The organism is Pseudoalteromonas sp. SR41-7 (genome assembly GCF_014163935.1).
GTDB classification, from domain to species: Bacteria; Pseudomonadota; Gammaproteobacteria; order Enterobacterales; family Alteromonadaceae; genus Pseudoalteromonas; species Pseudoalteromonas distincta.
In genome coordinates this window covers 84,262-98,010 of sequence record NZ_JACJEF010000016.1, presented here as the reverse complement: position 1 = coordinate 98,010, position 13,749 = coordinate 84,262, and the positions used below count along the sequence as shown (strand labels likewise).

At 39.5% G+C, this 13,749-nt stretch carries 10 protein-coding genes; 3 read left to right on the top strand and 7 right to left on the bottom strand.

Translation table 11 applies throughout. The annotated features are described in order from the left end of the window. Positions 1–20 precede the first annotated feature (20 nt). Positions 21–719 (bottom strand): M48 family metallopeptidase, encoded by a 699-nt coding sequence (locus H5092_RS17480; RefSeq protein ID WP_182716748.1) that lies wholly within the window; start codon positions 717–719, stop codon positions 21–23. A gap of 316 nt (positions 720–1,035) precedes the next feature. Here H5092_RS17480 and H5092_RS17475 point away from each other — a divergent pair, with 316 nt between their 5' ends. Then, positions 1,036–4,368, top strand: a complete 3,333-nt coding sequence (locus H5092_RS17475; RefSeq protein ID WP_182734243.1) for an MHYT domain-containing protein — start codon at positions 1,036–1,038, stop codon at positions 4,366–4,368. Between the two features lie 3 nt (positions 4,369–4,371). Beyond that, the gene (locus H5092_RS17470) at positions 4,372–5,364 is read left to right on the top strand and encodes a two-component system response regulator (RefSeq protein WP_182734241.1); all 993 of its coding nucleotides are present in this window, start codon (positions 4,372–4,374) and stop codon (positions 5,362–5,364) included. Here the strand turns inward: H5092_RS17470 and H5092_RS17465 are convergent. Both H5092_RS17465 and H5092_RS17460 read right to left on the bottom strand, forming a co-directional pair. Then, a complete protein-coding gene (locus H5092_RS17465) occupies positions 5,361–5,801 on the bottom strand; it encodes a VOC family protein (RefSeq protein ID WP_182734239.1) in 441 nt (146 codons plus the stop codon). The genes H5092_RS17470 and H5092_RS17465 overlap by 4 nt on opposite strands. 1 nt (position 5,802) lies before the next feature. After that, a complete protein-coding gene (locus tag H5092_RS17460) occupies positions 5,803–6,459 on the bottom strand; it encodes an HD domain-containing protein (RefSeq protein WP_039487345.1) in 657 nt (218 codons plus the stop codon). A 140-nt stretch (positions 6,460–6,599) separates the two neighbouring features. Here H5092_RS17460 and H5092_RS17455 point away from each other — a divergent pair, with 140 nt between their 5' ends. After that, complete coding sequence (locus H5092_RS17455; protein ID WP_002961441.1) at positions 6,600–7,790, top strand: class I SAM-dependent methyltransferase; 1,191 nt, start codon at positions 6,600–6,602, stop codon at positions 7,788–7,790. Between the two features lie 30 nt (positions 7,791–7,820). Here the strand turns inward: H5092_RS17455 and H5092_RS17450 are convergent, their stop codons facing one another. The 4 genes from H5092_RS17450 to H5092_RS17435 form a co-directional block, all read right to left on the bottom strand. Then, positions 7,821–8,117 (bottom strand): PilZ domain-containing protein, encoded by a 297-nt coding sequence (locus H5092_RS17450; protein WP_149602406.1) that lies wholly within the window; start codon positions 8,115–8,117, stop codon positions 7,821–7,823. A gap of 9 nt (positions 8,118–8,126) precedes the next feature. Next, on the bottom strand, positions 8,127–8,507 hold the full coding sequence (locus tag H5092_RS17445) for a PleD family two-component system response regulator (RefSeq protein WP_024597850.1): 381 nt from the start codon (positions 8,505–8,507) through the stop codon (positions 8,127–8,129). A 75-nt stretch (positions 8,508–8,582) separates the two neighbouring features. Then, entirely contained in the window at positions 8,583–12,470 is a 3,888-nt protein-coding gene (hrpA, locus tag H5092_RS17440; protein WP_182734236.1) for an ATP-dependent RNA helicase HrpA, read from the bottom strand. Between the two features lie 194 nt (positions 12,471–12,664). After that, on the bottom strand, positions 12,665–13,696 hold the full coding sequence (locus H5092_RS17435) for an isoaspartyl peptidase/L-asparaginase family protein (RefSeq protein ID WP_029752414.1): 1,032 nt from the start codon (positions 13,694–13,696) through the stop codon (positions 12,665–12,667). Between the last annotated feature and the right edge of the window lie 53 nt (positions 13,697–13,749).

The following is a 13,749-nucleotide window of genomic DNA, read 5'->3' as shown; positions in this document are numbered from 1 at the left end:
TTCCTATATTCAGGTTAACTTTAAAACACCCATTGTAAACTCATACTGTTTTTCTTTAGCCATGTTGATGATGCTTTATAATTAGGAAAAAAATGCTCAACGTGTTGCCAAAAAGCTTTGCTGTGGTTTAAGTGACGTAAATGCGCTAACTCATGAACAATCACATAATCAATAGCATGATAAGGGGCTCCGATTAAATGCAAATTAAATGTTAGCTCTCGCTTACTATTACAACTTCCCCACTTTCGCTTATAAATAGCTACTTTTAGACTCGTAGGTAATTCTTCACCCATTTGTGCGCAGAAGTACGCTAAACGCATTTCTATATATGCAGTTAGTTGCTCTTTTAAATATTCTTCAAGAAGTTGCTGATATTTTTGCGAAGTATTTTTAACGCGCGAAGAGTGTGTAATAAGCAAGCTGTCGTTACAGTTTAGTACTTCGGACTTAGTACCTTGCTTAAATTCTATGTTTATAATGCTATCAAAGATTAAAATTTGTTTGTCTTTGAGCGGGTTCTGTCTGCTATCAGCAATATTGTGCTGTTTAGTTAATTGAGCATTTACCCACACCTGCTTATCAAAAAGCCATTCTTGGATGTGTTTATTACTAACAAATTGAGGGGCATATACAGTCACCTTCTTGTTATGTACTTTAATGGCAACCGTTTTACGTTTTATACTTTTCTTTAACTGATATTCAAACACTTTCATACTCATTAATGATATTGCTACGAGAAAATTCACCAGCAATTAATAAAACCAAATAAAGTGTAATTTTCGCTTAGTTAAGCCAATTCATTAGTTTTATTAAGGTTACTCGATAGAAACTTAAATATGACCATATAAATCTAACTTAGTCCTGTGACAGGCAATACATTAGAATAAAAAACACCAACTAAAAAACTAATGCCTGATAAATAAAAGAAAACTAAAAGTAATAAATTCGTTATTTTAATCACTTCATTGAATTAACAGTTTATTTATTAATTAATTAGATTAAACTTGATAAATAAAGATTATATTTTGAGCCATTATGTTATCAGCTTTTTTTATCACAGACCAAGATCCTAGCTTAATCATTAATGGCGTTTACGATCCTCTATTAGTTTCAATGTCATTGCTAATTGCTATTTTTGCAGCCTTTTTCACCATTCGGCTTATAGAGCTCGCAAAAGAAACTCAATTTCCTAGCTACCAACGTTTAGCAAATGTGACCGCTGCTACTGTTTTTTCGGCTGGTATTTGGAGTATGCACTTTATTGGTATGCTTGCCTTTTCACTGTGTACTAATATTGATTATGATCCAACAATCACTCTCCTTTCTTTTATACCAGCATTTATAGCATGTCAGTACGCTGTATCAATGCTAGTAAATAGTAAAGGGAATCTAAAAGTATTGTCGATTTGCTCTGTGTTACTAGGAGCCGGCATTGGCACTATGCATTATAGCGGCATGGCTGCAATGGACCTTGCTCCTTTACTTAGATATGATCCATTGATTTTTGCGTTATCAATCATTGTTGCTGTAGCCCTCTCCTTTATAGCCCTTTACAGTCGCTTTAATCTTGAGCGTTTTTTACCCTCTTTATCACCTCTTCAAAATAACTCAATTAGCGCTGTTATTTTAGGGTGTGCTGTTGCTGGTATGCACTACATGGGTATGGCCGCTACACGTTTTGTAGCTACATCGCCACTAATCTATGATGATGCTAATGCAACCGCAGGACTAACTTTTATCGCCATTGCAGTCGCCACAGCAACTATCGCGATTACAAGCGTGGTTGGTGTAATAAATGGTATGGTTCGCTATCGCATGCTACTTGAGGAGAAGTCGGCAAAAGAATCCCGTCTAAATGCTATTTTAGGTACCGCTATAGATGGCATTGTTACCATTGACCATACTGGTATTATTTTAAGTTTTAATGAAGCCGCTAGTAAAATTTTTGGCTGGCAAGAAAACCAAGTTCAAGGCAAAAACGTAAAAATGCTAATGGACGATAATATTGCCAAGCACCACGACGAATACCTCTTAAATGCTCACAATGTTGATCTAGGTAAAATAATAGGCATAAACCGTGATGTATATGCAAAACACATGAACGGACATGTTTTTCCTATTCGCTTAGGTATAGGCGAAGTAAATCAGCCGGGCCATAACCCTTTATATGTTGGCTTTATCACCGACTTGACCGAACAACGCGCTTTGCAGCAAAGTTTAGAAGAGAAAGAACAAAAATACCGCTCTCTTATCGATAACATGCCCGGAGTAGCGTTTAGATGCAAGTTTGATGACAACTGGACTATGTTATTTATTAGTCCAAATATAATTGAGCTTACAGGGTATAACCCAAATGAGTTTACAGAGCATTGTATCGAGTTTAATGACTTGGTCTTGAAATCAGACCAAAAACAAATAGTTGATGAAGTCACTAAAGCTGTTGATGCAAAGTCTCAATATTCTATTGAATACCGAATTAGACATAGAAATGGCAAAATTTTGTGGTTGTTAGATAAAGGGAGTATCGACTTTGATGCTCAAGGCAACCCAAAGTGGATTGATGGTGTTTTAGTCGATATTACTGAACGCAAAGAATATGAAGAAAAACTAGAGCAAGCTAAATTTAAAGCTGAAGAAGCTGCTCATGCAAAGCAATCTTTTATGGCTAATATGAGCCATGAAATACGCACCCCAATGAATTCTATAATAGGTTTTAGCGATCTATTAATGGACACCCCACTTGATCAAGAACAACAAAAGCACTTGGTTACCGTAAATAATGCAGCGCGTTCCTTGCTAAGATTGTTAAATGAAATTCTTGATTCTGCAAAACTAGAACGCGGTAAGCTCACCATTGAGCCAGTCCACTTTAGCTTAAAACCAGTGATAGACAGTATTATTTCTACTTTTTGGCTAGAAGCTAAAAAGAAAGATTTAGAACTTAAACTCCATATTAAAGAATCAGTAAGTTCTACGTACTACGGCGACCCAGATCGACTCAGACAAGTACTCACTAATCTAATTGGTAACGCGATTAAGTTCACCGAAGAAGGCTCTGTTACGGTCACCGTTGGCATGACACAAAATCAGCATCTGTTTTTTGAAGTGCAAGATACCGGAATTGGTATTGCAAAAGATCGTATTCAAGCTGTATTTCAACCTTTTGAACAAGCCGATGGCACTACTACTCGCCGCTTTGGTGGTACAGGCCTTGGTACAACCATAAGTAAACAACTTGTAGAGCTTATGGGCGGAACAATAAACTTAGTAAGTGAGCTAGGTAAAGGCACCTGTTTTTACTTTTCATTGCCGCTTACTTTAGGTGACGAATCTAAAATTGATTATTTTGATGGTCTACACACCCAACTGCCTACACTTAGAGTACTAGTAGTTGATGATATAGAGCAAAATACAGAACTACTGTCTTTGCTTCTGTCACGCGATCAGCATTCAGTTACCAAAGCGTCAAACGGACTTGAAGCGATTAAAGTATTTGAAGAGCAAGACTTTGATGTCATCTTAATGGATATACATATGCCCTTGTGTGATGGCATACAAGCAGCACAAAAAATAAGAGCAATAGAAAACCAAAGGCAGCTTAAGTACACGCCAATTATCGCGCTCACAGCAAGCGTATTACAGCAAGATAAGCTTACGGCTAAAAAAGCAGGCATGAATGGCTTTGCCAATAAACCCGTCGATATAAATCAGCTTAACCAAGAAATAGCGCAAGTGCTGGGGCTTGGTATTGCAAAAGAAATGGTTATATCGCAAAGCGATCCTAAAGCGCAGCATATAGATTTTGAAAAAGGATTAGCACTTTGGGGTTCTAAGTGTAAGCAACTTACAGAGATTACTAAGTTTGTTAGTGATAGTGATAAGCGGTTTGAGAGATTATTTAATGATAAATTATCAAACATAAAAGATGTCGATAGCCTCATTCACACACTCAAAGGTGTTGCTGGTAACTTAGGGCTAACAACGTTAATGAAGTTATTAACCGATTTAGAGCACAAGCAAAGTGATGCTAAAGTTATTAGTCTTTTAGACGATATCAAAAACGAACTACTTATTATAACGCAACTGCTGTCATCAAATACTTGCGGTGAGCCAAATAGCAAGCCTGAAGATAATAGCTCAGACACTCTATCAATAGATGAGATTAAGCAATTGTGTGAAACACTTCATCAAGATGCGCAAAACGCAGAATTAAATGATGAACTACTCGCAAAGTTGCAACGCGGCGCACCTTCTACCTTTCAAAATGAAGTTGATGATATAGCCGAAGCCTTTGATGAATTTGATTTTGATAAAGCACACGTAATACTAGAAACCTTAATTGAAAAACTAACAAACAATGAGTATTAATTAATGGATTTTACGACAGATAGGCCACGGGTATTAATTGTTGACGATGAGCCTGCAAATCTAAAAGTAATGCGCGAAGTGTTAGGTAATCAATATCGTATGTCGTTTGCTAAATCGGGTGATGCCGCACTAGCACTACTTGAAAAAGAGCTACCTAAGCTAATTTTACTCGACATAATGATGCCAGATATGAATGGCTTTGAAGTGTGCCAAATAGTTAAGAGAAATCCTAAAACATCACACATCCCAATTATTTTTGTAACTGCGCTTGGCGATGAAAGCGATGAATACAAAGGTTTTGAGTTAGGCGCAGTAGATTATATTACTAAACCAATAAGCCCTGCCATTGTAAGAGCAAGGGTTAATACTCACTTGTCGCTAGTACAAGCAGAGCAATTAAAGCAAGCTCATGTAGATTTAGTAGAACGTCTAGGCCGTGCAGCGGAATATAAAGACACCGACACGGGTGAACATATAGTGCGCATGAGCCAATACAGTAAAGTATTAGCGTTAGCACTAGGTATGGATGAACAACGAGCAGAACTTTTACGTCAAGCCGCCCCAATGCACGATGTAGGAAAAATAGGTATTCCTGACGCTATCCTACTCAAACCTGGAAAGTTAACCTCTGAAGAGTTTGATCATATGAAAGAACACGCCACCATTGGCGCGCAAATTTTAGCAAACTCATCATCTCCTTTACTACAACTTGCGCATACACTTGCAATTGAACACCACGAAAAATGGGATGGCTCAGGCTATCCTAACGGGATCAAAGGCGAAGAAATATCAGTTGAAGGTAGAATTGTTGCTATAGCTGACGTATTTGATGCACTTACCTCAAAACGCCCTTACAAAGAGGCTTGGAGCATAGAGAAAACAGTTTTGCATATGCAAGAGCAAGCAGGAACTCATTTCGATCCCGCTCTAATCGAGCTATTAGTAAAAAACTTAGACGATATTATTGCTATAAAAAATGCAAATCAAGAAAGCTAATTCTTTTTAGCACTGTGAGAGCCAAGCTCAACATTTGGGTAACAAGATTTTATATAACGATAGTCATGTGACGTAATTTCATGGCTATTGCCACTTTCATCTTTAAAGTACATAGAAAACGTTACACCATGATCTGCTAAAACTACTTTTATATTTAAACTCTCAAGATGAATACGCCATTGAATAAATTGATCCCCTGAGGCCAAAAATGCAATCCCTTTACTGCGCCCCTCTCCTTCAAACAATGCTAAACGAGAGGTTGAACAAGCATCCTCAAGCGTTAAAGGGCCTCGCCCATGCTCATTCCAAAAGGCAAGCTCTAGCACTACGCTAAAACCTAAAACCCGTTCATACCACTTAACGGCATTAGCTAAGTTATCAACATTTAAATGGCAATGATCAATGCCAGATAATTTCGGTATGCTTGTATTATTCACATTACTCACCAATTTCTGACTTTAATTGCTCTAAAAACTCATGCATATACCTTGTTCGTCTATTCGCCTCTGCTTTAGCTGATGGGGTATTCATACTATCGGCAATATGTAATAACTTTATGAAAAAATGATCAAGCGTGTATGTTTTATCATCAGCCTCGCGTTCAACACAAAAAGGGTCATTTGGGTTATATAATAACCGAGAAATTGAGCCACCAACTTTCATGCATCGGCTAACGCCAATAGCGCCCAACGCATCCATTCTGTCGGCATCTTGTACTATTTGCGCTTCAACTGTTTTAATTTTTATATTTGCGCTGAAGCTATGCGCTGCAATTGCATGATGAATCTCATCAAAAAGTGACTCGTCATAATTAATCGATTTTAAAAACTCCAATGCCTTATCAGCTGCCATAGTAGAGGCTTTTGCACGATCAGGGTGGTTTTTAGCCACCGCCACACAATCGTGCATCCACGCTGCAGGTAATACTACTGACATGTTTGCCTGCTCCGCATTACATAACTGTATTGCAACACGCACCACTCGCTCTATATGAGTAATGTCATGAGCAACATCAGCATGCACTAAAGAGGCGATAAACCCTCTACATTGTGAGTTAAGTATTTCTAAATCAGGGCTTAAAGCGACGTCAGACAAAGTTAGGTTCCAAAAAGCTAATTAATCAATGAATTATCCGTACTTTACCGTGCTTTATGCCCCCCTTGCAAAACATTCATTGTATGTTGCTCCTTGCTTGACTAAAATACAGCGCTTATTTATTACTACTGAGAAGCCTTATGTCATCTGCCGTTTACCTACAAGCTGGTCGCGATAAATCATTAAAAAGAAAACACCCTTGGTTATTTTCAAAAGCCATCAAAAAAATTAAAGGTAAACCTGGATTAGGCGACACAGTAACGATTCACGACAGCGAAGGTAAGTTTTTAGCAACTGCTGCGTATAGCCCTCACTCACAAATTCGTGCACGTGTTTGGAGCTTTGACGAAAAAGAAGTCATCGATCAACACTTTTTTGAACGCCGTTTACGTCGCTCATTAGAAGCCCGTAGCCAAGTTATTGAAGAAGGCGGATTAACAGGGTTTCGCTTATGTGCTGCTGAGTCTGATTACTTACCAGGCGTTACAATAGATAAGTTTGACAACGTATTAGTGTGCCAGCTATTAAGCGCCGGTGCCGAGCGCCATAAAGGCGAGATTGTAGGCGCATTGATGTCTATTTTCCCCGGCTCTAGCATATATGAGCGTTCTGACGTAGATGTACGTACTAAAGAAGGCTTAGAACCAATTAAAGGCGCACTTTGGGGGAATGAACCAAAAGAGCCTGTGCTTATTGAAGAAAACGGCTTAAAAATCGAAGTTGATATAATTGAAGGTCACAAAACAGGATTTTACTTAGATCAGCGTGACAGCCGTGCTGCACTTGAGCGCTTCTCAAAAGGTAAAACTGTCCTTAACTGCTTTAGTTACACAGGTACATTCTCGTTGTATGCCCTGCGTGGTGGATGTGAGCATGTAACTAACGTAGATGTATCGCAACCCGCTTTAGATACAGCAAAACGTAATGTTGAGCATAATAACTTAGATTTAAACAAAGTGAGCTTTGTTAAGCAGGATGTATTTAAATTATTACGCCAATACCGCGACGAAGGTAGACAGTTTGATACCATCGTAATGGACCCACCAAAATTTGCTGATAATAAAGCGCAGCTAACGGGCGCGTGTCGTGGCTATAAAGATATCAACATGATTGCCATGCAAATACTAAAACCAGGCGGAACACTATTAACATTCTCATGCTCTGGTTTAATGGAACAAAACCTGTTTCAAAAAGTAGTAGCCGATGCAGCACTTGATGCAGGTAAAGACCTACTGATAATGGAGCGATTAAACCAGGCAGCCGATCATCCAATTGCTGGCAGCTACCCTGAAGGCTTTTACTTAAAAGGCTTAATCTGTAAGGTTTTTTAATATCTACTATTGAGTTTAACTGAATTCGATTTAGTTAAACTCAATGATTTCAAGACCTGCTGTTACCGTGCCATCATCTTCTTTGCTGGCACGTATTACTTTTGCAGTTGCATTTAAAGGCGCAATACTTGGATGAGTCGAATCAATGTTCACCGTCAGTAAGGTATTAGGTTCAAGCAATTCATCTAAATGAATTGATAAACCTGTTGCACTTAAATCCACGCACTCTGCGGCAAAATTTAAACCCGCTATTGGTTCTATCGTTGTTAAATTTGCAGGAGTGTTAATCTGCATGCGTCTAAAATTTCGCTTATCATCAGTAAACATATGTTACCTCTAAACAACCGTGTTAATTTCTTCCAACAAAGCACCCACTGAAAATGGCTTTACAACATACGCGTTACAACCAGCATCAAACCCTGCTTGTTTTTCAGATGGGGACTCTAGGCCCGATACCATAACAACAGGAATATTTTTTGTTTCAGGTGTGTGCTTCAGCATTCGGCATGTATCATAACCATCAAGACCAGGCATACAAACATCAAGCAAAATTATATCTGGCGGACTCGCAATTGCTGACGCAAGGCAGCTTTGCCCTGAATCTGCGTAACTAACATCAAATTTCGACGCTAGTGCGGCTTTGAGCATTTCAAAATTAAAATACTCGTCATCTACCACTAAAAGTCGCTTTGTTTTATGTTCAATCGATGAGGACATAACTATGTCGCTTCCTTTTCAAAACAAAAATAAATCCTTCTATTAAGGTACTAAGCTTAATAGAAAATGCAAATTTTATTCTATCTCTTTTATCGCATTAAGTACCCGCTTGGCTGAAATTGGGTAAGGCGTTCCTAGTGTTTGAGCAAATAGCGACACTCTAAGCTCCTGTTGCATCCAGAAAATAGCGGTTACCTCTTGTGGTATAGGTAACCCTTTAGGCGTTTTATTAACTACTTTTTTATACTCTTGCGCAACTTTATCTAGCTCTAGTACGCATAACCTATCACGATTTGGATCCACAGGCAGCTTTTCTAAACGTTTTTGAATCGCTTTTAAATAACGAATTAAATCCGCTATTTTATCTGCGCCATGCGCGCTCACAAAACCTTTAAATATAAGTGACTCAAGCTGTGACTTAATATCGCCGTGCGCAGTTATCATGGTTAAATCAACGCGCCCTTTCATTTTTTTATGCAGGGCATGAGCAATACTTAATACTTGCTCAACTTGCGTTGCAATCGATACAACGGCATCGCCCAGCTCACCTCGTATTTGCTCTTTTACTGTTTCAAATGCTTTTTCGTCGCGTATATCACCGTGTTTTACTAATAAGCTATCAACACCTGCGGCAATACAGTCATCAATTAAATCAGCTATTTTACCAAATGGGTTAAAGTACAAACCCAGCTTTGCCTTATTCGGTAAGTTTTGTTGTAAGTACTTAATTGGCGATGGCACATTTAATAGTACTAAACGGCGCAAACCTTGTTGATGTGCTTGCTGCGCTTTTGCTTCGCTATCAAAAAGCTCCACTGCAGCGGCTGATTTTTTATCCACCAGCGCAGGATATGCTTTTATCTCATATTGACCTTGTTTTTTAACGTATGAAGCGGGTAACTCACCAAAGTCCCATTGTGTTAGGTCTGACTTTTCAATGCCTTTATCGGCTACTTTAGACAGTGTTTCGGTTACTTCACCTTGCAGCTCTGCTTTGAGCTTGGCTAAATCAAGTCCTCGTGCAAGTAACTTATCGCTCTCATCACGTACTTCAAACTGTAATCGTAAATGCGGTGCTAATGCACTTAAATCCCATGCCTCGGGATCAACCCTCACACCTGTCATTCTTAATAAACGCGTGGCTAAAGCATCAATTAAGCTACCTTGCATTGGCTCAATAGCTGCCAGCACTGCATCAGCATAGTTTGGTGCTGGCACAAAATTACGACGAAGCGATTTAGGCAATGACTTTATAAGCCCACTTATTAGCTCATGCCTAAATGCAGGTATGTGCCAGTCAAAACCACTTTCTTGCACTTGATTCAACAGCGCTACTGGTATTTGTACCGCAACGCCATCAACTGCTTGGCCTGGATCGAAATGATAAGCAAGCGGCAATATAATATTGTCTTGCTGCCATGTGTCAGGGTAGTCAAACTCAGTGATATTACTTGCACCATGCTGCATTAGCTCTTCACGAGTCATGTGTAGGTAATGCTTATTTTGTTGTTTTTGTGTTTTATACCATTTTAAAAATGCAGCGCGGTTATTAATTTCTTTGGGTATTTTTTTATCGTAAAACTCAAATAACGTTTGCTCATCAACTAAAATATCACGACGACGTGACTTATTTTCCAGAACTTGAATATCTTCTATTAGCTCACGGTTAAACGCTAAAAAGCCCTCGTTTAAGCCCAGTTCTTGCTCAACTAATGCAGTGCGCACAAAAAGCTCTCGACTCACTTTAGGGTCTATGTTGCTATAAACACAGCGGCGTTTATTTACAATAAGTAAGCCATATAAAGTTTGCTGCTCAAACGCGATTACCGCACCTGGTTTTTTCTCCCAATGTGGTTCAGTGTAACTACGTTTTACTAAGTGCTGTGCTAATGGCTCTACCCAGTTAATGTCTATTTTTGCATTTGTGCGGGCATATAACTTACTTGTCTCTACCAACTCCGCCGACATGATCCATTTGGGGCTCTTTTTAAATAAACCTGAACCTGGAAAAATATGAAACTGACTATTACGTGCCCCTTTGTATATTTGTTTTTCATCTTTAAAGCCAATATGGCTTAGCATTCCGCTTAATAACGCTTTGTGAACAAGTTCGCCATCAGCCGCTTGGCTGGTTGCTTTCATGCCCATTTCGTTACACACAGTACTTATTTGATAAACAATATCTTGCCATTCACGCAGGCGCATATAGGCTAAGAAGTCTTTTTGACACAGCTTTCTAAATTGGCTATTAGTAAGCTCGCTTTGCTGCTCTTCTAAGTAATTCCATAAGTTTAAAAAAGCGATAAAATCAGAATCTGGATCATCAAAACGACCGTGCTTTTCATTGGCAGCAGCACGTTTTTCTTGTGGGCGTTCACGTGGGTCTTGAATAGACAACGCCGCTACAATGATAATCACTTCACGCAATGCGCCAAGTTTATGGGCTGTTAGCACCATTTTTGCTAAACGTGGGTCAACGGGTAATCGACTAAGCTCCCTGCCTGATTGCGTTAGGCTGGTTTTACTATCGCGTTTAGCTGGTTTTACCGCTTGTAGCTCTTCAAGCAATGTTAGGCCATCATTAATATTGCGGCTATCTGGCGCTTGTACAAACGGAAATTGCGCCATATCACCAAGCCCTAGCGCCAACATTTGTAAAATAACAGACGCAAGGTTAGTACGCAGTATTTCAGGGTCGGTAAACTCTGGACGTGATAAAAAATCATCCTCAGAGTACAACCTAATACAAATACCCGCTTCAACACGTCCACAACGACCCATACGCTGATTAGCACTTGCTTGCGATATAGGCTCTATTGGTAAGCGCTGTACTTTTGTACGATAGCTGTAGCGACTTATACGCGCAGTACCTGGGTCTATTACATAACGAATACCTGGCACGGTGAGTGACGTTTCGGCTACGTTAGTCGATAAAATAATATGACGACGAGAATGCGGCGCAAATATACGGTTTTGCTCTGCGTTGGATAAACGCGAGTAAAGTGGCAATACATCGGTGTGTTTTAAATTACGCTTGCTAAGTGCATCTGCGGTATCGCGTATTTCACGCTCACCATTTAAAAATATGAGAATATCGCCAGGGCCTTCAGCACACAGCTCATCAACGGCATCAAAAATACCTTGTAGCTGATCGCCTTCCGCTTCCATATCATCTTTATTAATATCAGTAATAGGGTTGTAGCGCACATCAACAGGGAAAGTACGACCCGATACTTCTATAATGGGCGCATCATCAAAGTGCTTTGAAAAACGCTCAGGATCGATAGTCGCTGAGGTAATTATTATTTTTAAATCAGGGCGTTTTGGAAGCAGGTTTTTTAAGTAACCTAAAATAAAATCAATATTTAAACTACGCTCATGCGCTTCATCAATAATAATCGTGTCGTATTGATTTAAAAAACGGTCTTGCTGAATTTCAGCCAGCAAAATACCGTCAGTCATTAATTTAATATACGTATTATTAGATACCTGATCGCTAAAACGAATTTTAAAGCCAACTTGCTGGCCAAGTTCACACTTCATTTCTTCAGCAATACGATTAGCCACAGTACGCGCTGCTAATCGACGTGGTTGCGTATGACCAATTAAACCATCAACACCGCGACCAAGCTCTAAACACATTTTAGGTATTTGCGTTGTTTTACCTGAGCCCGTCTCACCGGCAATAATAACCACTTGGTTATTTGCAATGGCGTCTTTAATTAATTCCTTTTTTTGACTTACCGGCAATTGCTCAGGGTAAGTCACTTTAGGGAGGCCAGCTAAGCGTTTATCGCGTAATTCTTGGCTACGGGTTATATCAGCCGCTATTTTTTCAAGCGCGTTGGCATGCTTGTTTTCATCCGTTATTTTTTTTACGCCATGTAAGCGTTTTTTGAAAATGAATTGATCTTTTTTTAAGCACGTTTTTAGCTCGCCAAACAACTGACCTAGGTTTACCACCCGCATACCTTATAAAATTAGTTAAAGAGCCGTAATTGTATCAAATTAAACGGCTGGGGTTAATCCTACAAAATGCATAACGCGGGGTTGTTTGTTATATAAACGCTGCTATTGAACTAAACTGTGAATAATAAATTTATTTTAAACAATTATTTTCAGGGCTAACTACATTGAATAAATTAAATGACGTTGACTTATTCGTCACTAAAAATGCCCACGTAGGTCGCTTGCGTATTCGATTTACTTGCCCGATACATGCCAGAGGTATTAAACGGTAAGCTAATATTACCCTTTGTATCAATAATAATTACGCCGCCAGTGCCGCCAATAGGCTTAAGCACACCGTTTATAACTTCATCCCCTGCCTCAGCAATGGTTTTACCTTGGTACTTAACTCGCGCACATATATCGCTCGCTACATTATAGCGAATAAAGTATTCACCATGCCCTGTTGCCGATACCGCGCACGATTCATTTTCAGCAAATGTTCCGGCCCCAATTACCGGCGCATCCCCCACACGACCATAACGTTTTGCGGTCATACCACCTGTTGATGTACCTGCCGCTAAATTACCATTTTTATCAAGCGCCACTGCGCCAACCGTGCCCATTTTGTAAGAGTTAGGTAATGCTTTGTGCGCGGCTTGGTACTCTTTACTGGTTGCTTTGGCTTTATCTAATTTTTGTTTTGCTTTTAAAAGCGCTTTGTAACGAGGCTCGGTATCAAATAAGTTATTTTCGACAAGCTCAACTCCTTGCTCTTTAGCAAACTCTTCAGCGCCTTGCCCACTAAGCATTACGTGTACAGAGTTATCCATTACCAAACGCGCTAAGTTAATTGGGCTCTCAATATGCTTTACACCCGCAACTGCGCCTGCTTCACGGTTTCGACCATCCATTATGGATGCATCAAGCTCATGCCCGCCATCGTAGGTGTATACCGCTCCACGCCCTGCATTAAAATAAGGGGATTGCTCTAATACTGCAATTGCTGCAATTACCGCATCTAAGCTTTCGCCGCCTTGGTGTAATACTTTATAACCTGTCTCTACTGCTTGCGTTAATTTTGCACGATACTCTTTTTCTTGAGCGGGTGTAAATCGTGCTTTTTCAATTGTCCCTGCCCCACCATGAATCGCAATGGCAAAAGGAGTCTCTGCAGCTACTGCGCTATTACTTAAAGCAACAAAGCTGCTCGCAAAAATCGCTAATAATGGTGTTTTCATAATGAGTTCTTTTATGGGGAAGTTATAAACTAATGTGAATGGTTACGGACTTA

Coding starts and splice junctions, on each gene's coding strand:
- H5092_RS17445 (WP_024597850.1), bottom strand. CDS start 8,507: ATGTCCTCATCGATTGAACATAAAACAAAGCGACTTTTAGTGGTAGAT.
- H5092_RS17455 (WP_002961441.1), top strand. CDS start 6,600: ATGTCATCTGCCGTTTACCTACAAGCTGGTCGCGATAAATCATTAAAA.
- H5092_RS17475 (WP_182734243.1), top strand. CDS start 1,036: ATGTTATCAGCTTTTTTTATCACAGACCAAGATCCTAGCTTAATCATT.
- H5092_RS17435 (WP_029752414.1), bottom strand. CDS start 13,696: ATGAAAACACCATTATTAGCGATTTTTGCGAGCAGCTTTGTTGCTTTA.
- H5092_RS17450 (WP_149602406.1), bottom strand. CDS start 8,117: ATGTTTACTGATGATAAGCGAAATTTTAGACGCATGCAGATTAACACT.
- H5092_RS17480 (WP_182716748.1), bottom strand. CDS start 719: ATGAGTATGAAAGTGTTTGAATATCAGTTAAAGAAAAGTATAAAACGT.
- H5092_RS17470 (WP_182734241.1), top strand. CDS start 4,372: ATGGATTTTACGACAGATAGGCCACGGGTATTAATTGTTGACGATGAG.